The 19454-nt window shown below is 60.8% G+C and carries 20 protein-coding genes; 10 read left to right on the top strand and 10 right to left on the bottom strand.

Translation table 11 applies throughout. The annotated features are described in order from the left end of the window. Window positions 1–7 precede the first annotated feature (7 nt). Both ATN84_RS10440 and thrS read left to right on the top strand, forming a co-directional pair. The gene (locus ATN84_RS10440) at window positions 8–1216 is read left to right on the top strand and encodes a D-alanyl-D-alanine carboxypeptidase (protein WP_068881584.1); all 1209 of its coding nucleotides are present in this window, start codon (window positions 8–10) and stop codon (window positions 1214–1216) included. 149 nt (window positions 1217–1365) lie between these two features. Continuing rightward, on the top strand, window positions 1366–3357 hold the full coding sequence (gene thrS, locus ATN84_RS10435; RefSeq protein WP_068881583.1) for a threonine--tRNA ligase: 1992 nt from the start codon (window positions 1366–1368) through the stop codon (window positions 3355–3357). 61 nt (window positions 3358–3418) lie between these two features. On the opposite strand, the gene ATN84_RS10430 is transcribed toward thrS, so the two are convergent. Then, window positions 3419–4414 (bottom strand): hypothetical protein, encoded by a 996-nt coding sequence (locus ATN84_RS10430; RefSeq protein ID WP_082766224.1) that lies wholly within the window; start codon window positions 4412–4414, stop codon window positions 3419–3421. A 127-nt stretch (window positions 4415–4541) separates the two neighbouring features. Between ATN84_RS10430 and ATN84_RS10425 the strand changes: the two genes are divergently transcribed. Further along, window positions 4542–5132, top strand: coding sequence for a nitroreductase family protein (locus ATN84_RS10425; protein WP_068881582.1), 591 nt, complete (start codon window positions 4542–4544; stop codon window positions 5130–5132). A 1-nt stretch (window position 5133) separates the two neighbouring features. Next, window positions 5134–5748, top strand: a complete 615-nt coding sequence (locus ATN84_RS10420; protein ID WP_068881581.1) for a flavin reductase family protein — start codon at window positions 5134–5136, stop codon at window positions 5746–5748. Here the strand turns inward: ATN84_RS10420 and ATN84_RS10415 are convergent. After that, window positions 5737–6603, bottom strand: coding sequence for an HpcH/HpaI aldolase/citrate lyase family protein (locus ATN84_RS10415; protein ID WP_068881580.1), 867 nt, complete (start codon window positions 6601–6603; stop codon window positions 5737–5739). The genes ATN84_RS10420 and ATN84_RS10415 overlap by 12 nt on opposite strands. After that, window positions 6603–7055 carry a MaoC family dehydratase gene (locus ATN84_RS10410; RefSeq protein WP_068881579.1) on the bottom strand — a complete coding sequence of 151 codons (453 nt, stop codon included), beginning with the start codon at window positions 7053–7055 and terminating at the stop codon, window positions 6603–6605. Before ATN84_RS10410 ends, ATN84_RS10415 begins: the two co-directional genes overlap by 1 nt. 135 nt (window positions 7056–7190) lie before the next feature. Between ATN84_RS10410 and ATN84_RS10405 the strand changes: the two genes are divergently transcribed. Beyond that, entirely contained in the window at window positions 7191–8330 is a 1140-nt protein-coding gene (locus tag ATN84_RS10405; RefSeq protein WP_068881578.1) for a DUF2336 domain-containing protein, read from the top strand. A 12-nt stretch (window positions 8331–8342) separates the two neighbouring features. Here ATN84_RS10405 and ATN84_RS10400 read toward each other — a convergent pair whose 3' ends face one another. The 4 genes from ATN84_RS10400 to ATN84_RS10385 all read right to left on the bottom strand — a co-directional run bounded on the left by ATN84_RS10400 (window position 8343) and on the right by ATN84_RS10385 (window position 10639). Further along, window positions 8343–9041: a polysaccharide deacetylase family protein gene (locus ATN84_RS10400; protein WP_068881577.1), complete on the bottom strand. Its 699-nt coding sequence runs from the start codon at window positions 9039–9041 to the stop codon at window positions 8343–8345. Between the two features lie 19 nt (window positions 9042–9060). Further along, the gene (locus tag ATN84_RS10395; protein ID WP_068881576.1) at window positions 9061–9795 is read right to left on the bottom strand and encodes a glycosyltransferase family 25 protein; all 735 of its coding nucleotides are present in this window, start codon (window positions 9793–9795) and stop codon (window positions 9061–9063) included. A gap of 132 nt (window positions 9796–9927) precedes the next feature. Beyond that, a complete protein-coding gene (locus ATN84_RS10390; protein WP_068881575.1) occupies window positions 9928–10281 on the bottom strand; it encodes a VanZ family protein in 354 nt (117 codons plus the stop codon). Window positions 10282–10288: 7 nt separating this feature from the next. Continuing rightward, window positions 10289–10639: a hypothetical protein gene (locus tag ATN84_RS10385; RefSeq protein WP_068881574.1), complete on the bottom strand. Its 351-nt coding sequence runs from the start codon at window positions 10637–10639 to the stop codon at window positions 10289–10291. 318 nt (window positions 10640–10957) lie between these two features. On the opposite strand from ATN84_RS10385, the gene mgtE reads away from it, so the two are divergent. Beyond that, entirely contained in the window at window positions 10958–12376 is a 1419-nt protein-coding gene (gene mgtE, locus ATN84_RS10380) for a magnesium transporter (RefSeq protein ID WP_068881573.1), read from the top strand. 84 nt (window positions 12377–12460) lie between these two features. Then, a complete protein-coding gene (locus ATN84_RS10375) occupies window positions 12461–12847 on the top strand; it encodes a MerR family transcriptional regulator (protein ID WP_068881572.1) in 387 nt (128 codons plus the stop codon). Window positions 12848–12865: 18 nt separating this feature from the next. Here the strand turns inward: ATN84_RS10375 and ATN84_RS10370 are convergent, their stop codons facing one another. Then, window positions 12866–13861, bottom strand: a complete 996-nt coding sequence (locus ATN84_RS10370) for a heparan-alpha-glucosaminide N-acetyltransferase (RefSeq protein ID WP_068881571.1) — start codon at window positions 13859–13861, stop codon at window positions 12866–12868. Between the two features lie 221 nt (window positions 13862–14082). Between ATN84_RS10370 and ATN84_RS10365 the strand changes: the two genes are divergently transcribed. The 3 genes from ATN84_RS10365 to ATN84_RS10355 all read left to right on the top strand — a co-directional run bounded on the left by ATN84_RS10365 (window position 14083) and on the right by ATN84_RS10355 (window position 17368). Further along, entirely contained in the window at window positions 14083–14886 is an 804-nt protein-coding gene (locus ATN84_RS10365) for a YdcF family protein (RefSeq protein WP_068881570.1), read from the top strand. Window positions 14887–15441: 555 nt separating this feature from the next. After that, on the top strand, window positions 15442–16845 hold the full coding sequence (locus ATN84_RS10360) for an L-serine ammonia-lyase (RefSeq protein WP_068881569.1): 1404 nt from the start codon (window positions 15442–15444) through the stop codon (window positions 16843–16845). 85 nt (window positions 16846–16930) lie between these two features. After that, window positions 16931–17368, top strand: a complete 438-nt coding sequence (locus ATN84_RS10355) for a DUF1489 family protein (RefSeq protein ID WP_068881568.1) — start codon at window positions 16931–16933, stop codon at window positions 17366–17368. Window positions 17369–17403: 35 nt separating this feature from the next. Here ATN84_RS10355 and ATN84_RS10350 read toward each other — a convergent pair whose 3' ends face one another. Both ATN84_RS10350 and ATN84_RS10345 read right to left on the bottom strand, forming a co-directional pair. Next, window positions 17404–17673 carry a hypothetical protein gene (locus ATN84_RS10350; protein WP_068881567.1) on the bottom strand — a complete coding sequence of 90 codons (270 nt, stop codon included), beginning with the start codon at window positions 17671–17673 and terminating at the stop codon, window positions 17404–17406. Between the two features lie 78 nt (window positions 17674–17751). Beyond that, the gene (locus tag ATN84_RS10345; RefSeq protein WP_068881566.1) at window positions 17752–19125 is read right to left on the bottom strand and encodes a D-alanyl-D-alanine carboxypeptidase family protein; all 1374 of its coding nucleotides are present in this window, start codon (window positions 19123–19125) and stop codon (window positions 17752–17754) included. Window positions 19126–19454: the final 329 nt, after the last annotated feature.

Below are 19454 nucleotides of genomic sequence, written 5' to 3'. Positions count from 1 at the left end.
AGCCATCATGCTTAAATTGTCGAGCCGTTCTTCGCGGCTTATCGCATCCCTTATGCTTGGCCTTGGTGTTCTTTATGCGCCTGCCGCCACGGCAAACTCCTCCTGGGTCGTATTCGATGCCGGTAGCGGGCAGATTCTCGGCCAGGACGACGCGCATATGCAGCGGGCCCCTGCCTCGCTCGCAAAGATGATGACGCTGTATCTCGCCTTCGAGGCCCTGAAGACCGGCAGGCTGAAATGGGACGAGGCCATGCCGATTTCGAAAAATGCGGCCGCCAAGGTTCGCATGAAGCTCTATCTGAAGCCGGGCGAGACGATTACGGTGCGTGATGCCATCAATGGCATGATCATCGTTTCGGCAAACGATGCGGCAACAGTTCTGGGCGAGTATATGGCGGGATCGGAAGCGGGGTTCGGCCGTCTGATGACGGCACGCGCCCGCCAGCTAGGCATGAAGAGCACATTCTTCGTCAATCCCTCCGGCCTCACGGCGAAGATGACGCAACTTACCACCGCCCGCGACATGGCCGTGCTCGGCATGGCACTGCGCCATGATTTTCCGGAGGAATTCGCGCTATTCTCGCAGCGGTCGTTCACCTTCCGCAATCGGGTGCTGAACGGCCACAACAATCTGATGTACCGTTATCAGGGCGTTGACGGCATCAAGACCGGCTATACCGCTGTATCGGGATACAACCTCGTTTCGTCCGCCGTCATCAACAACAAGCATCTGGTCGGCGTGGTGCTCGGCGCGACGTCGGCCCGGCAGCGGGACGACCAGATGGCGAAGCTGCTGACACGCTATGGCGAGGAGAATGCGGAGACCGGGAAGGAACTCATGGCGGCGGCGAAGTCGCAACCTGCCATTGAGGTGGCTGCCGCCGCGCCGAAAACGGACCCGGTCGCTGATTTGATCGAGGATTCTCGTGTCGAACAGGGTGATGGCGGCGCTGAAATCACGTCTACTTCTGACAGGATATGGGCGATTCAGCTCGGTGCGCCACCGACTCTCGCGGGCGCTGAAAGGCTGCAGGCGGAGTTGCGCGCCGCGGTAGATAAAGTGGCTCCTGGGTTGAAGGCGGTCATTTCGCCAGCCGAAAAACGCCGCAAGGTCTATCGTGTGCGTTTTGCCGGGTTCCGGGATTCGGCTGCTGCGGGCAAGGCTTGCGGGCAGTTGAAGCGCCAGCGGATCGACTGCCTTCCGATCCAGAATTGATGTTCCCATCGCCAGATGAGCGACCGCAACCCGGCTTGTGTCGCGGCCGGGTTGTCATGCTTTACTGGTTTAGCAAATGGGGTTAGAAGCCAGGCGTCTTTTATGTTGAACCACCCGCATTCGTTGGCGGGACTGGATAGGATATACCGATGAGCAACCTCGTTTCCCTAGAATTCCCCGATGGCTCTAGGCGCGAATACGACGCCGCGATGACCGGCGCCGAACTGGCGGAATCCATCTCCAAATCGCTGGCCAAGAAGGCAGTTGCCTATGCCATCGACGGCACGGTGCGCGATCTCTCGGACCCGCTGACGGCATCCGGCAAGGTGGAAATTCTCACCCGCGAGGACCCGCGCGCGCTGGAACTGATCCGCCACGACGCGGCGCATGTGCTGGCGGAGGCGGTTCAGGAGCTGTGGCCGGGAACGCAGGTGACGATCGGACCCGTCATCGAGAACGGTTTCTACTACGATTTCGCCAAGAACGAGCCTTTCACGCCCGAAGACCTGCCGGTGATCGAGAAGAAGATGCGCGAGATCATCGCGCGCAACAAGCCGTTCACCAAGGAAGTCTGGTCGCGCGAAAAGGCCAGGCAGGTTTTTGCCGAGAAGGGCGAGGCCTACAAGGTCGAGCTGGTCGATGCGATCCCCGAAGGACAGGACCTCAAGATCTATCATCAGGGCGACTGGTTCGACCTCTGCCGCGGGCCGCATATGGCCTCCACGGGCCAGATCGGCAATTCGTTCAAGCTGATGAAGGTGGCCGGCGCCTATTGGCGCGGCGACGCCAACAATCCGATGCTGTCGCGCATTTACGGCACCGCGTTTGCAAACGACAACGATCTCAATGCCTATCTCCATATGCTGGAGGAGGCGGAGAAGCGCGATCATCGCCGCCTTGGACGCGAGATGGACCTCTTCCATTTCCAGGAGGAAGGGCCGGGTGTCGTCTTCTGGCATTCCAAGGGTTGGCGCATGTTCCAGAACCTTGTCTCTTATATGCGCCGCCGTCTCGACGGCGCTTACGAGGAGGTGAACGCGCCGCAGGTGCTCGATTCCTCGCTCTGGCAGGCCTCGGGCCACTGGGGCTGGTACAAGGAGAACATGTTCAAGGTCGAGTGCGCCGACGACGAAGCCGAGGACAAGCGCGTCTTTGCGCTGAAGCCGATGAACTGTCCCGGTCACGTGCAGATATTCAAGCATGGCTTGAAGTCCTACCGCGATCTGCCTATCCGGCTTGCTGAATTCGGCGCCGTCCACCGCTACGAACCCTCGGGCGCCCTGCACGGGCTGATGCGCGTGCGCGGCTTTACACAGGACGATGCGCATATCTTCTGCACCGAGGAGCAGCTTGCCGAGGAATGCCTGAAGATCAACGATTTGATTCTCTCCACCTATGCCGATTTCGGCTTCGAGGAGATCCAGGTCTTCTTCTCGACGCGGCCTGAAAAACGCGTCGGCTCCGATGCGCTCTGGGATCACGCGGAAGAGATCATGGGCGGCGTTCTGAAGCAGATCGCTGAACGCTCGGGCGGTCGTATCAAGACGGCGATCAATCCCGGCGACGGCGCCTTCTACGGCCCAAAATTCGATTACGTGCTGAAGGACGCCATCGGCCGCGAATGGCAGTGCGGCACGACGCAGGTCGATTTCAACCTGCCGGAGCGCTTCGGCGCCTTCTATATCGACAAGGATTCGGAGAAAAAGCAGCCGGTGATGGTGCATCGCGCCATCTGCGGCTCGATGGAGCGCTTCCTCGGCATCCTGATCGAGAATTATGCCGGCCATTTTCCGCTGTGGTTCGCGCCCGTCCAGGTGGTGGTCGCCACCATCACCTCCGATGCCGACGATTATGCGCGGGATGTGGTGCGTCGCCTGAAAGCGGCGGGGCTGATCGCCGAGACCGATCTTCGCAACGAGAAGATCAATTACAAGGTGCGCGAGCATTCGCTCGCCAAGGTGCCTGTCATTCTCGTCTGCGGCAAGCGCGAAGCGGAAGAGCGCACGGTCAACATGCGTCGCCTCGGCTCGCGCGACCAGGAGCAGCTAACGCTCGATGAGGCGATCGCACGGCTTGCCGATGAGGCGACCCCGCCCGATATCCGGCGGCGGAATGAGGCGCTGGAGAAGGCAGACGCATAAAACAGGAAAGCCGTGGAAGAAATTCCGCGGCTTTCTTCATTCAGATTGTGAATAGTTCCGGCTAATCCAGCGAATCGCCGCCAGTCGGCTCATAATCGCTGTTGGCGAGAACCTCGACCTCTTCGTTCTGGCCCGAAACCACCTTGAAATCGCGCTGATAGATGCGGTCCTTGTTCTTGGCGATGGCAACATATTCGCCTTCGGCAAGAACCATAGAGGCATAGGCGCCGACGCTTTCGCGCACGGGATCGCCCGATGCGTTGACGATCGACCAGGAGGTGTCGGCCATGGCCTCGCCGCCGCGCTCGCGCACCAGCTTCATCGTCACCTGGGCGGCGCGGTGTTCCACCGTCGCCTCGGTCAGCTTGCCCGCTTCGACGCGGATGTCGGCCCGGATGATGGCGTTGGCGGATCCGTAATTGGAAACGACGTGATAGGTTCCGGTGTTGAGACGCACGACGCTGTCCGGCTTGACGTTGGGAATGATCAGCGAGCGGTCGCTGGCATTGTCTTCATCGCCTTCATAGATCGAGAAACGCAAAAGCTTTTCCGGAATTTTGCCGCCGTCAGGCAGCACGGCATTGAGCTTCAGCCCGCCCGCATCAAGGACCATGCTCTCGTGCCGCGTGCCCTTCTCCATGGTAATGCGCTTGGTGGCTCCGGCGCGGCCGTAGGCGACATGCACCAGATAGCTGCCCGCGGGCAGATGAAACGAGGTCGTGCCGCCTTTCGAACTGGCGATCAGCAGCAGCTTGTCGTCGTCACCCGGCTCCGGCGAGAAGATACGCCAGACGAGGCCCCGCTCGATATCCGGATCGCCGTTCTTCAGCTTCGCTTCCAGGATGAGCTCGGACGTGTTGGCGAGCGGCCTGTTCTCCGGCGCCTCGGGATTTGCATATTCGCTGAGGCCGGGAAGATTGAAATTCGGCGCGGCCAGCTTTTCCTGCGCCAGCACCTGCGGCGCAAAGGCAAAAGCACTCGCCCCCGCGATCAGTGGAAGCAGCGTGGCCCGGTATCCGAGGCATCGTATCGAGGAAAATACGCGGAGGAGTCCCATGTAAAGTTTTTGAGACCAAACCAGTGGCAATTTCAAGGCTGAAAATTTTGCCGCCTGTCTTTACACAGGGGCTTCCAACGCCGAAATAAGGGGCTACCCTCCAGCCGTTCATTCACAGGACAAAATCTTGACATCTCCCGTTCTCGATTTCCTGCTGCAGCGCAGCTCGACACCCATTTCGGCCATTGGCGAGCCAGCGCCCGGCGATGAGGATATCCGGACGATGCTGCGCGCCGCCACCCGCGTGCCCGATCATGGGCGGCTGACGCCATGGCGCTTCATCATCTATCGGGGCGTGGCGCGCGAGGAGGTGGGGCAATATCTCGCCGCACTCGCCGAGGAGCGGGAAGGCCCATTGCCGGAGGCGCGGCGCGAACAGGAGCTGAAACGCTTTGCCCGCGCGCCGCTCGTCATCGGCGTGATCTCCTCGCCGGTCGCGCATGAGCGCATCCCCGAGTGGGAGCAATTCCTGTCGGCGGCCGCGGCGGCGATGAACCTTTGCATCGCGGCCAATGCGCTCGGCTATGCGACGAACTGGATAACCAACTGGTATTCTTCCGACGAGAAGGGACGGATGCTGCTCGGGCTCGCCCCGCATGAGCGGGTTGCCGGCTTCGTCCATATCGGGACATGCGACGTGAAGGTACCCGAGCGCCCGCGCGCCGAACTTTCCGAGATCATCTCCGAATATGCCGGCCCCTGGCGGGAGGTGGATTGACATGTTCTATGAACCGCAAAATGGGCACGGCCTGCCGCACGATCCCTTCAAGGCCATTGTCGTGCCGCGGCCGATCGGCTGGATTTCGACGCGCTCGAAATCGGGCGCAATCAATCTCTCCCCCTATTCCTATTTCAACGCCATTTCCGATAACCCGCATCTAGTGATGTTCTCATCGAGCGGACACAAGGACAGCGTTACCTTCGTCGAGGAAACCGGCGAATTTGCCGCCAATCTGGTGAGCCACGACCTCCGTGAGAAGATGAATGCGAGTTCGGTGAACGCACCGCGCGGAGTGAGCGAATTCGATTATGCCGGGCTGACGCCCGCGCCCTGCAAGCTGATCGGCGCGCCGCGCGTCGCCGAAGCCTATGCGACGCTCGAATGCGTCGTCACCGACATTCGTGTTCCGACGGACCGACATGGCAAGCCCTCGGGAAATTTTCTGGTGATGGGCGAAGTGGTCGGCATCCATATCGATGAGACCATTCTGACGGACGGGCTGATCGATGTGCAAAAAGCACAGCCCGTTTCGCGTCTCGGCTATATGGATTATGCGACGGTCAGCGACGTCTATCAGATGTGGCGGCCGCGCTGGGGCGAATCAAAGGGCTAAGTCCGCGCGTGCCAGCAGCCGCTCGGCGCGCTTGAGGTGAGGGCGGTCGACCATCTCCCCGTCGAGCACCACGACGCCGGTTTCCGGCGCTTCGGCAAAGGCGGCAACAATGCGCCGCGCCTTGTCTATCGCCTCGGGAGAAGGCGTGAACGCCGCGTTGATGATGGGGATTTGCGCGGGATGGATGGCGAGCTTGCCGGTGAAGCCGTCGCGCTCGGCGGCGGCGCATTCCCTTTTCAGCCCCGCTTCGTCCTTTAGGTTGATGTAAACGGTGTCGATGGCGGCGACATCGGCTGCTGCCGCACCGAAAAGCGTCAGCGCGCGCGCCAGGCGGAACGGATCGGTATAGTTCCCGTCCTCGTCGCGCGCCGTCCTTGCGCCGATCGCGGCTGACAGGTCCTCCGCGCCCCAGCTCAGTCCGGCAAGTCGCGGCGTGGCGTTGCGATAGCTCGCCAGGGAGAGGGTGCCGATCGCCGTTTCGGTGGCAATCGCGATGATCCCGGTCGTGCCTTCCGCGAGCCCCGCTTCCGCTTCATGGACGTTCAGCCGCGCCGAGAGCTGCACGACGTCCGGTCCGCCGTTGGATTTCGGCAAAATGATGCCTCGCGGTCCGGCGCGGACAATGGCCGCCAAGTCGTCTTCGGCAAAGTCGCTGGCGAGATCGTTGATCCGCACATAAAGCAGTGGGCCGTCGGGGACGGATTGCAGGAACGCGGCGACGAGTTCGCGCGCCGCCTCTTTGCGTGGAAGGCTGACGGAATCCTCCAGATCGAGAATCAGCGCGTCGGCGCTGCTGGCAAGCGCCTTTTCCAGCTTTCTTTCCGAATCGCCGGGAACGAACAGCAGCGAACGCATCAGGTGGCCTGCGACTTCATCATCGCCTGGCGCCGGCAGCGCGCGACCAGGATATCATCCTGGTTATAGGCGCGGTGCTCGAACTCGACAATGCCGCGATCGGGTTTCGATCGGGAGGGCCTTGCCGAGATCACCTCCGTTTCCACCCGCAGCGTATCGCCGTGAAAGACCGGGGCTGGGAAGACGACCTCGCTCATGCCGAGATTGGCGATCGTCGTGCCGAGGGTGGTGTCATGCACCGAAATGCCGATCATCAGGCCGAGCGTGAAGAGCGAATTGACGAGTGGCTTGCCCCATTCGGTCTTGGCGGCGAAGTCGAAATCGATGTGCAATGGCTGCGGATTGAGCGTCATCGTCGAGAACAGCATATTGTCGCTCTCGGTGATCGTCTTGCGCAGCGCGTGACGGAAGACCTGACCCGGCTCGAATTGTTCCAGATACAGTCCCTGCATGGCCGCCCTTCCTCCTGATGACGGGTGAAGATTACGGTCCGGCGTGGCTGCGGGCAAGCAGCAAGAAACATGGTGAACGATCCGTAAACCTTTTTTCCTTAGGTTCGTTTCCGGGAACATGGGGCGGCTAGCGGAATGATCATCCGGCATTTCTTGAAATGGATCGACGGTGCGCCCGTCGGGCAGCGTTGTGCGGCGGCGAGCGCTCTGGCGCGCTCCTATCTGCAATCCAAACTGCCGCTTGACGAACGCTGCGCGGCGGAAGCGGCGCTGACGCTGCTGCTCGACGATCCCTCGCCGAAAGTGCGCGCGGCAATCGCCGAGGCCTTTTCCATCAGCCGTGATGCGCCGCTGCAGATTGTCACGGCACTCGCCAGTGAACACGTGGAGATCTCTGGCTTCATCCTGGCGCGTTCGCCGCTTTTGACCGATATCGACCTGATAGACCGGGTTGCGATGGGCGGCGAGGCAGTGCAAAGGCTGATCGCCATGCGACCGCAGGTGTCGCTTGCCCTGTCGGCGGCAATTGCCGAGGTCGCCGCACCGGCGGCCTGCGCCGATCTGCTGCACAACAGCGGAGCACGGATAGCCGCGGTCAGTTTCCGCCGCATGGCGGACCGGCTCGGTCATGATGCGCAGCTGCGTGCCGCCTTGCTCGAACGTAAAGATCTGCCGGCCGAATGTCGTCATATGCTGGCCGTCAAGGTGGGCGAAACGCTCGCCGGGATGGATATTGTCCGGGCCATGATGGGCAAGGCGCGGGCGGAGCGGGTGACGCGCGATGCCTGCATGAAGGTTTCGCTCGATATTGCCGACGGCACCGGCCCGCAGGAACATCCGGCGCTGGTCGAGCATCTCAGGTTGCGCGGCGATCTGACCACGGCTTTCATCATCCGCACGGTCGCTTATGGCAGGATTGATTTCTTCGGCGCGATCCTGGTGGCATTGTCCGGTCAGCCGGAACGCCGCGTAAGGGCGATACTGGCCGAAGGGCGCGAGGGCGCGCTGACGGCATTGTTGCGCAACGCCGGTCTTGCAGACAAAACCCTTCCATCGCTGCTCGCCGCCCTTCACGCCTGGCGCAGGATCGCGAACGGAAAGCTGATCGCCGGCCCGCAGGAGGTGTCCCGCATGATGCTTGCGGCGGCCGGCCAGGGCGGAACAGCCCATCGCATCGCTGCCAATGACGATCTCGCTGCCCTGCTGCGCGGCATCCATCTCGAAATGATGCGTGAAAATGCACGCGGCCATGCGCGCGCGATCGCCGCGGCCTGATCTGACGCGACGTTACATCAGGCACTTCTTGAGGAAGTGCAGCCAGGTATCGTTACGTCGGATCGTCAGGCGCGGCAGGCCGAGATCGTCGTCGACGGGCCGCGCCTTGCGGCGTTCCGTCGTCGTCGCATGGGTATACCCCGCCTCCCGCACCACGGTGCGTATATTCGTGTTCTCGTCGCCATAGGGATAGGCAAACGATGTCACCGGCATCCCGAGCATATCCTGCAGCATATCCCGCGACTGGCCGATCTGTCGTCTGGCCTCCTTCGGCGGGACATCCGGCAGATGGACGTGATCGAGCGTATGCGATCCGACCTCATGGCCAAGGGCGGCCCATTCGCGCATCTGCGATGCCGACATGCACGGCGCCGGCGCGACGCCTATGGGAATGTCCCAGGCGTTCTGCCCGCCAATCTGGCCGGCGACAAAGAAATTGGTGGCAGTGAAACCATATTCCTGCAGAACGGGCAGGGCATTCTCATAGACGTCGCGAAAGCCGTCATCGAATGTGATGACGGCCACCTTGCCGGTCTTGCTGCCCTCGATATAGGGAAGGGCGTCGCGCAGCGACAATCCCCTGTAGCCGAGCCGCTTCAGCCATGCCATCTGCCGGCGGAACGCGTCGGGATGCACGATCATGCTGCGAAACGGCACCCGCTTCGCAGGCGGAACGTCGATCTGGTGATAGAGCAGGATCGGGACGGGCATGACCGGCTTTCCGCTTTCCTCAATTCTGTTTGCGGGAATTGCGTTTCACACGCATACGGTAAAGCGGGCGCAGAATTTCACGAGACAGCCCGTCGAGGAACGACCGTCTCTGCTTGATCGTGCTGCCGCCGAGATTGGCTGAAACTTCCTGCACGCCGCCGGGATGGACCGACAGGGGAGTGACATCGGTCACCCATGTCATTTGTGCCGTGGTATCCACCGGCCGGTCAAATTGCTCGGTGGCCGCGAGTAGCCGCTTTGCCGCATCGCGGCCGACAAGCTGCGCCACCATGCCTAGCCCGACCGGTGTCGGCCGGATGATGCGGGCATTCTCGATCTTGAAAAGCTCCGGGCCCTGTTCCCGCTCAGGTCGGAACGGCAGGCGGATGAAACGGTCCGGTTGAATATAAGCCTGCGCGGCGGTCCAGGCGGCGGAAAATTCGTCGTTCAACGCCACATCGTCCTCGATGACGAGGCCGGCCTCGACCCCCTGATCGACGATGGCCTGCCATGCCTTGCGGTGCGACAGGAAGCAGGCGATCTCGCTGACACTGAGCTGGAAGGGATAATGCGGCTTGTGCAGATGACGACGATAGACGCGGTCGATCTCCGCCTTGCGGAGCTTACGCCCATCGATAGCGTCGACAATCTCGGTGGGGACGGGCAACTGGCGGGCCAGCTTCTCCACCTGGCTGCGGCGGTCTCTCGCGCGTTCAAGATGGATGATGAAGGCCTTTGTTGTTTTCGGACACATTTTACTTCAAATGAACCAGGTAATACAACTTACAGACGAAACCATATCAAAGCGCCGGAAGCCCCTCAACAACAAAGAAGCCAATCCAAAGGTTTAGGTGGGGCGGCGGAAATCTCTCCGCCGGCGGAAGCTCTATTTCTTCGCTTTGCCGGTCAAGCCTGGCATGCGTCTGGCGGCTGAACCGATAAGGACGCCGGCAAAGCCGCCGGCCGCCTTGATCATGAAATCGGCGGCCTCGCCGTGGCGTCCCGGCGCAATGCGCTGCAGAAGTTCGAACAATGCGGCCGAACCCACGACGAGCGTCAGCACGGAAAGCCAATGCTTGGGGTAGGCGAGGGCAAACAACGTGCCGACGATGAAGAACGCCAGAAATCGTTCGAGATCGACCGGCTCGCCCGTAACTGGACGAAAGTTGATAGGACCGACGGTGACGACCAGAATGGCGATCAGCACGAGCCAGGCGGCGCAGCGCAAATAGAAATTCATTTAGTCATTATTCTTCTGTTGTATCGCTGCTCGGGTCGCCGCAGGGAATATACATCGCGTTGGTCAGGACTGTCTTCATTGCGTTGCCGAAAGCCAGTTTCTGGTGCGCGATGGAATCGACCCCCATACACCACTGCACCATTTGCGGGGAAAGGCCAAACTCCGTGCCGAGATAATCGGTGGCATAGGCCATGCCTTCCTCGCATCCGTCTGTCTTGCAGAAGCCGCCTTCCTTGGCAAGGTTATAAACTGCCCTGTGACCCCTTGCCATCGTCCATTGCTGTATCACCAGCCCCGCAACCAGAAGGCCGACGATCACCGTAAATCCTGCAATCATGATCTTTTTCGGGCGGTTCATTGAATAGGAGGCGTTTCTGGAGGCGGTGGTGCGGGCGGAGGAGCCAAATTATCATACCATGCCTGGACTTTCATAGCTCAGGATTGAAAAAGCCTTTGGCTTGGCCTTTTCAGGTCCAACCGGCCGAAGGTTTCAGAGCCTTCATCCGCCCCAACTATCATCCCGTCATAATCCTGCTCTATGGCGGTGCATCTCTTCCGGCGGCACGAGCATTTGGGCCCTTGCAAAAATTGTCGGCAACCCGATTTCGATTTGCCGAATTATGCAGTAGTGCTCGGCGCTGGAGTGAGATGCGACACTGAATCTGATCGGGACCCGATGGCTGAATCCGAAACGCAGACCAGACAAGAAGTGACGGACAGCCGCGAAGCCGGTATCTATGATGAGGACGGCGCCGTCCGCTCGTCCTTTCTCGCCAGTGTCGGTGCGGCCATCGCTGACCGTGACGTGCTTTTCCTGCGCGCTCATGTCGGCGGTCTCCACCCGTCTGAACTCGGCCATGTTCTCGAAGCCCTGCAGCCGGAGCAACGCCAGGCTCTGGTGCAGCTTCTCGGCGAGGATTTCAATTTCGCCGCCCTGACGGAGGTGGACGAGGCGATCCGTCTCGAAATCGTCGACGCGCTGCCCAACGAGCAGATCGCCGAAGGCGTCCAGGAACTCGATTCCGACGACGCGGTCTATATTCTCGAGGATCTCGACCAGGAGGATCAGGAAGAGATCCTCGCCAAGCTGCCTTTCACCGAGCGCATCAGGCTGCGCCGCTCGCTCGAATATCCGGAGGAAAGCGCCGGCCGGCGCATGCAGACGGAATTCGTCGCCGTTCCTCCATTCTGGACCATCGGTCAGACCATCGACTACATGCGCGAGGACAATGATCTGCCGGATCGTTTTTCCCAGGTATTCGTCATCGACCCGACCTTTCATCTGCTTGGCGCCATCGACCTCGACCGGATTCTGCGGACGGGCCGCAGCGTCAAGGTCGAAGACATCATGCATGAGACCCGTCACGCCATTCCGGCAACGATGGATCAGGAAGAAGCGGCGCAGATCTTCGAGCAATACGACCTCTTGTCCGCCGCCGTCGTCGACGAGAACGAACGGCTGGTCGGCGTTCTCACGATCGACGATGTGGTCGACGTCATCCAGGCCGAGGCCGAAGAGGACATCATGCGCATGGGCGGCGTCGGCGACGAGGAACTGTCGGACTCCGTCTTCGACATCTCCCGCTCGCGCGCACCCTGGCTGCTCGTCAATCTCCTTACGGCGTTTCTCTCCGCTTCCGTCATCGGCCTGTTCGACGCGACGATCGAACAGATGGTGGCGCTCGCCGTTCTCATGCCGATCGTCGCGTCGATGGGCGGCAACGCAGCCACGCAGACGATGACGGTCACGGTGCGCGCCATCGCGACGCGCGACATCGATATTTATAATGCCAGTCGCGTGATCAGACGCGAAACCATCATAGGGCTGCTCAACGGCATGATCTTTGCCGTGCTGATCGGCCTCGTCGCGGGGCTATGGTTTCACAATCCGCATCTGGGCGGCATCATTGCCGCGGCGATGGTCATCAACATGCTGGCGGCTGCGCTCGGTGGCATTCTCATTCCGCTGCTCCTGCACCGGTTCGGTGCCGATCCGGCCATAGCATCCTCGGTATTCGTAACGATGGTGACCGATGTCACCGGGTTTTTCGCGTTTCTCGGCTTGGCGAGCTGGTGGTTCGGCCTCAGCCATTAGGAGGTGGTAGCGCTTTGCACGATTGACTTTTACGTAAAGCGTGGACACAACAAAGTGTTGATGAAATTTTAGTCGGGGAAAGAAATGCGCGAGTACTACACGATTACCGAGCTCACCCGCGAGTTTGGGATTTCGACGAGGACCCTGCGCTTTTACGAGGATGAGGGTCTGATCCATCCCGTGCGGCGTGGACGCACGCGTCTTTTCCGTCCCTCCGACCGCCATCTGCTCAAACAGATCCTGCGCGGCAAACGTCTCGGCTTTTCCATCGCCGAGATCCACGAGATCATCCAGATGTACCGCGAGCCGCCGGGCGAGGCGGGGCAGTTGCGGCTCCTGATGAAGCGTGTCGAGGAAAAACGCGGCAATCTGCGCCAGAAGCGCCGCGACATCGAGGAAACGCTGAACGAGCTCGACCAGATCGAGGAAGCCTGCATCGAGCGGCTTGCGGAGCTGGGCGTCAACACCTGATCCGGACCCCGGCCGAGCTCAGTTTCCCGGCAGCTTGCTTTTGCTTGTGCACGATCCCGCTATGCCCAGGACGGTCGGATCGCTTTGCGTGTCGATCCTGCCCGCGATAACGTCGTCGAACATCGCCGCCTTTTCCAGTTCCCCGATCACGCATGAACAGAAGCGCTGACAGAATTGCGCGTCGTTTGCGGCCGCGCAGCTCTGCTCGCACGACCTGGCGAATAACGCCTCAGGCGGCGCGACCGCCGGCGGGAAAAGCTGCGAGACAAGGAGCACGCAGCCGATCAGCACAGGCTGATGGACAAGATAGAAGGCGAGGCTGTGTGTTCCGATGAACCGTAGCGGCCGGTCGAGGAAAAGCAGCCCCGTGCCGTTCTGCAACAGCGGCATCAGACGAAAGCGCTGGAAAAGGCGTGCCAGCGCCATGCCGCCCAGCACCGCGCCGAACCAGGGAAAGAGCGGCACATAGTCGTTGGAGCGAGGATTGAAGGTCGACAGCCCGACCCACCACAGGACCGGATGATCGAACAAGGCCGATCGCAGATAGAAGGGTGCGGCGATTACTGCCGCGGCGGCGAGCAGGAGCACCGGGATTGGAAGCTGGAGGAACAGCAGGCCAAGGCAGCTTGCCAGCGCGATTTGATGCAATATGCCGAAAAAGACAAAGCTGTCCGGAGTGATGAACCAGGTGACGAGGCTGATGGCGAGAGCAGCGGCGGTGATCTGCGCCAGCCGGGTGCCGAACGGCCTCCAGCGGATGCCCTGCAGATGCGCCAGCACCAGGCTGAAGCCGACGAGGATCAGGAAGCTCGACGCGATCATGCGGGCAAAGAGCTTCCAGCCGCCATGCGCCGTGGTGCCGGGGGCGAGATAGCCGAAGAACTCGAAATCCCACCCGGTGTGATAGATCGCCATCGCGATCAGGGCGACGCCCCGTGCAATATCGATGCGGGCGAGGCGCGGCTTGCTCCGGGTCTGGGGAAGGGCCTCCGTGGCGGTCTGCTCAAGCTGCATGGATAAAGCCGTTCTGCCTTGAATGGAATCGCTCGATCACTCGAACTCCCTATTCTATGCAGATCAAGGCGGAAAAGCAGTTCCCGTATTTCCCGGGAAAAGTAGTTGCATTTTCGGGGAAACGGCTTGACTTTTTCTGGACTCGCTCCGGCACAGGGGCCATGCTGCAAGCCTATCATTACATGGAGATTTTGACGGCCGAAAGCGGCTGGAGGACGTAGTTGTTTTTTGCGATATCGAAAATTATCTGGCTGCTGGTCCAGCCAATCACGCTGCTTCTTGTCGGTATCCTGGCATCGATGCTGGCAATCGCCTTTTCGCGAAGGCGCCTGGCGCTGACCTTCTCGGCGATTACGGTCACCCTGTTCCTGCTGGTCAGTTTTACGACATTGGGAAACCTCTTGCTGCTGCCGCTGGAAGAGCGTTTTCCCGCCAAGCCCGCCTTGCCGGACCATATCGACGGTATCGTGGTTCTCGGCGGATTCATGGAAGGCGAAGTCAACGCCTCGCGCGGCGGCCATGAGATCAACGGCGCGGGCGACCGGATCATCGAGACGATGCGCCTGGCCCAGCTCTATCCCGAGGCGCGTATCGTCATTTCAGGCGGCGAGGGCACCTATTTCGCCGATTCCGTTCCCGATGCCGTCAGCACGCGCCAGCTTTTCAGCGATTTCGGACTGACCGGCGACCGGCTGTCGTTCGAGGCAGAATCACGCAACACCTATGAGAACGCCGTTTATTCCCGCGAGATCGCCAAACCGCGCGAGGGTGAAACCTGGTTGCTCATCACCTCGGCGTTCCATATGCCGCGTGCCGTGGGATGCTTCCGGCAAGCGGATTTTCCGGTAACGGCCTGGCCTGTCGATTACCTCACGCGCAGGGACAGCGGCTTCTCCATTGACCTTCAGGACCCGATAGGTGGGTTGGCGCGCACCAGCATCGCCGTGCGGGAATGGCTCGGCCTCCAATCCTACTGGCTGACTGGAAAGACCGGCAGGCCGCTTCCGGCGCCTTCCGAACCGTGAAAACGTCTGATTCCCGCCGAAGACATGAAGAAATATTGAAATGTGAATTTAACTTCACTGCATTGAAAAATAACGATTTTTCTTATGCCGATTGACATCCATCAGGCAATGCGCCACATTTGCGCCGTATTTTGCAGTTGCGAACAGGCATCAATATCCCTATAGAGCGCACCTCACGAGGCAGTCGGACTGCCTCCGCCGAATAACAAGGTAGTTGATATCAAAATGGACGAAACCGTCGGAAAATCATGCTGGGGAGTCACTCTCCGGGCAATTTGCGGTCTGGCCTGCATCATTCTGATAGCCTATTTCTTCGCCGGAGCCTAAGGCCGGCAATCCCGGTCAGTGATTGCGCTGGCCGGTCTGATTTCATGGCGATATGCAAAAAAGCGCGGTGACTGCCGCGCTTTTTCTGTTTCCGGCGTTTATGGAATCTGTCGTAGAGGGATAAGCGCAGGTCGGCGTCAAGCTTCGTATTTTCGCCGGTGTGGTTCATCATTCGCGATAACGATGGCAAGAGACGCCCTGACAGGCTCTCTGGTGGAATAGGTCGGCATGTTTCTGTCTGTATTCGATCTCTACAAGATTGGGATTGGCCCCTCGAGCTCCCACACCATGGGGCCGATGACGGCGGCGAGCATGTTTCTGGCCGAATTGAAGGACGGACAATGGCCGCGTCCGACCGGCGTCAAGGTATTCCGCCTGAAGGCGCGGCTTCACGGCTCGCTGGCTTTCACCGGCATCGGCCATGCGACGGATCGCGCCGTCATTCTGGGATTGTGCGGTCACCTGCCGGACCAGATCGATCCTGACCGCATGGCGGCGATCATCGAAACGGTGCGCGCTGAAAGGCGCATCCAGCCCGAAGGTCATCCGGCCTATCATTTCGATCCCGATGCCGACCTGATCATGGATCGCAAGGCCGCGCTGCCCGGCCACGCCAACGGTCTGGCCTTCGAGGCCTATGATGCCGATGAACGGTTGCTGCTGCGTCGCGTCTATTATTCCATCGGCGGCGGCTTCGTCGTCACCGAGGAGGAGCTGAACCGGGCAAAAACCAGTGGCGCTAAGCCGGCCGCCGTTGCGGAGGTGCCCTATCCCTTCGCCACCGCCGCCGAGATGCTGGCGATGGCGAAAGCCAGCGGCCTTTCCATCGCGGAGATGAAGCGGGCCAACGAAGAGACCCGCATGAGCCGCGCTGCCCTGGACGAGGGGCTCGACCGCGTATGGGACGCGATGCGGTCCTGCATCGAGCGCGGGCTGACCCAGGAAGGCATCATGCCGGGCGGGCTGAAGGTGCGCCGGCGCGCGCGCAATCTGCACGATCGTCTCCAGGAGGAATGGCGGCAGAACCGGCGCAACCCGCTTCTCGCCAATGACTGGCTGTCGGTCTATGCGATGGCCGTCAATGAGGAGAATGCCGCCGGCGGTCGCGTCGTCACCGCGCCGACCAACGGTGCGGCGGGTGTCGTGCCGGCGGTCCTGCGCTATTATCTGCATTTCCACGAGGATGCCGACCAGAAGGGCATCCGTGATTTTCTCCTGACGTCGGCGGCGGTCGGCGGCGTCATCAAGCACAATGCCTCGATCTCGGGGGCTGAGGTCGGCTGCCAGGGGGAGGTGGGCTCAGCCTCGGCCATGGCTGCGGCGGGACTTGCCGCCGTACTGGGCGGTACGCCCGAGCAGATCGAGAACGCCGCTGAGATCGCCCTGGAACATCACCTCGGCATGACCTGCGATCCCGTTGGCGGGCTGGTGCAGGTTCCCTGCATCGAGCGCAACGCGCTGGGCGCGGTCAAGGCGGTCACCGCCGCCTCGCTGGCGGTCAAGGGGGACGGCACCCATTTCGTGCCGCTCGACGCCTGCATCGAGACCATGCGCCAGACCGGGCTCGACATGAACGAGCGCTACAAGGAGACCAGCCAGGGCGGGCTGGCCGTCAATGTGGTGGAGTGCTGAAAGTAAAAAAGGGAATAGGGAAATATGTTGCTTACCTGACATATTCCCCTATTCCCTTATTTCCCTACTCCCTTTAATTGGTTCCATGGCTCTCCATATCGTAAAGCTCTGCGTGGGATGCGACAGCATCGAGGATCTCGCCGCCTGGATCGATTTCCGGCTGGAGGAGAAGCGCGCCGCGGGAGAACTGCCCGAGCAGTTCCATACGACGCGTATGGTACCCAAGCGTGTCGACGAGATCCTGGACGGCGGCTCGCTCTATTGGGTGATCAAGGGCAACATACAGTGCCGGCAGAGGCTCCTCGACATCCGGCCCTTTACGGATTCGGAAGGCATTCACCGCTGCCATCTGGTGTTGGAGCCGAAGCTGGTGCCGACCCTGTGGCAGCCGCGCCGCGCCTTTCAGGGCTGGCGCTATCTCAAGCCGGAAGAAGCGCCGGCCGACGAAGCCAATGGCGGGAAGGGAAGGGCGGCGCTGCCCGCCGAACTGCGCCAGGAACTGGCCGCTTTAGGTTTGCTTTGAGCAACGCCGCACTCTGAGCGGCTTCACTCCCTGATTTAATGAAAATTCAGCCGGATCGCAGACTTGCCGAACGGATCGGAAGCATTGAGATGAACGGGCGCGAAGGGCATTGAGGCGCGCCTGCTCCGCGCCGCATGGCAGATCAGCAGCGCCACAAGGTCCCGTGTATTGAGCGACGATCCGGCGCGCCTGAGATCGGCCAGGCGAACTGCGGCTTGCTGCAGCGCATGAATATTGAGTAAGGACGGTCTCTCCGTCTTGCTGCGGATGACCGGCATCTCGAGAATCTTCTGTTTGCTCGACATGATGAAAACCCTTCTACGAACAACTATTCGGGTTTCGAGTAGACAAGGGCCGGGCGGGCTCCGCCCGGCCCTTGGGATTTATTGCGCGATCGCGTAGCAGCCGAAATTCTTCTTCTTCAGGACGGCGCAGGCGTTCCATGCGGCGGTCTTGGTTTCGAAGCCCACGAAGCGGGCGCGATAGAAGACGGTCGAATTCTTGTGGAAGGTCTCCGTACGCGCGGTTACGGCACCGAGCGTCGATCCGGCCTGGGTCGCCGCCTTGGCAAGCATCGCCTGCGCCTGATCCGATGTCGGCAGCGAGCCGATCTGGATGGCCCAGCCGCTATTCGACTTGGCGGAAGCGGTGGTTACCGGATCGACCTCCTCAGGCACCGCGGCCTTAGGCGTGGGCACGATAGAAGCGGCGGCCACCGCTGCGGCGGGACGCGGCGCCGGCGCGGCAAGCGCCATCTCCACCTCGTCGGAATCGCCCTGGCCGAACCCTCCCTCGATGTCGGCGCGCGCGATCGGAACCGGCGCATTGTCCGCATCCGGTAGATCGACCGGCGTGATCGGGGCCGGCGCCATATCGCGAGCTGCGATGAGCGCACCGTTTCCACTGCCACGCGAGGCGCGCGGCAGGTGTTTCGCGATCAGCGAAGCCATATGCGCATCGCGGGCAGCGCCGGTCTTGCCGCCCATCACAACGGCAACGACCTTGCGGCCATCGACTTTGACCGAGGAAACGAGATTATAGCCAGAGTCGCGCGTATATCCGGTTTTGATACCGTCAACCCCCTCGATACGACCGAGCAGGCGGTTGTGCCCCCGGATCGTGCGCCCCTTGTAGACGAAGCTCCGGGTCGAGAAATAAGCGAATTCACGCGGAAAATGCTCGCGGAGCGCAATGCCGAGGATGGCCATGTCACGCGCCGTGGAGTGCTGCGCCCGATTGGGAAGGCCATCGGCATTGCGGAAAACGGTGTTCTTCATGCCCAGCCGGCGCGCCTTGACGGTCATCATCTGGGCAAAGCGCGCTTCCGAGCCGCCGAGATATTCGCCGACTGCGGTTGCCGCGTCGTTTGCGGACCTGGTGATGAGACCGAGGATCGCGTCCTCCGCCCGGACCGTCTGGCCCGCCTTGAGACCGAGCTTCGTCGGCGGACGCGAGGCGGCATAGGCGGAAACCGGTATCTGCGTATTCTTATTGACGCGTCCGGTATGCATCGCCTCGAACAGCATGTAGAGCGTCATCATCTTGGTCAGCGAAGCTGGGTAGCGGCTGGCATCCGCATTGGCGGAGAACAGTGTCTTGCCCGTGTTCGCATCGACGACAATGGCGGCATACTTGTTCGACTCGGCAAAGGCGGGCGGAACATTTGTAGTGGAGCAGCCGGTAATGATTGTCAGCGCCAAGAGGGCTTGTGCCGCTTTTGTAAAAGTGGATGCGGCTTGACGGAATGCGATACGCACGATGACTACCTACCTGAAATGCGAACTGATTGAACTGCGGTGCACCCGACGTCCCGCAGCCGGTTTTGGTGATCCTATTGGCCTCAGCGTTACCAATCCGTTTATGGTAACCGCTTTGTTCATCTTTTCTCGCTGATTTCAGAAAAAATTTATTAAGATTTCAACCGCCGGCCCGTTTCTGCGCGTGATTTGATCCCGAGATCATCATTCTCCGTGGCCTTGATGGCGGCTGTTGGCCCGCGCCGAAGTCAATCAAGGTAAGGGTGCGGAACAGAAAAACGGAGACATGGTGAGAAGGCACTGGAAAATAGTTAATCACGATCCCATAT

It is taken from the genome of Paramesorhizobium deserti (assembly GCF_001558695.1).
Lineage (GTDB): Bacteria > Pseudomonadota > Alphaproteobacteria > Rhizobiales > Rhizobiaceae > Paramesorhizobium > Paramesorhizobium deserti.
The sequence above is the reverse complement of the archived record's forward strand: the minus strand, read 5'-3'. Positions and strand labels throughout refer to the sequence as shown.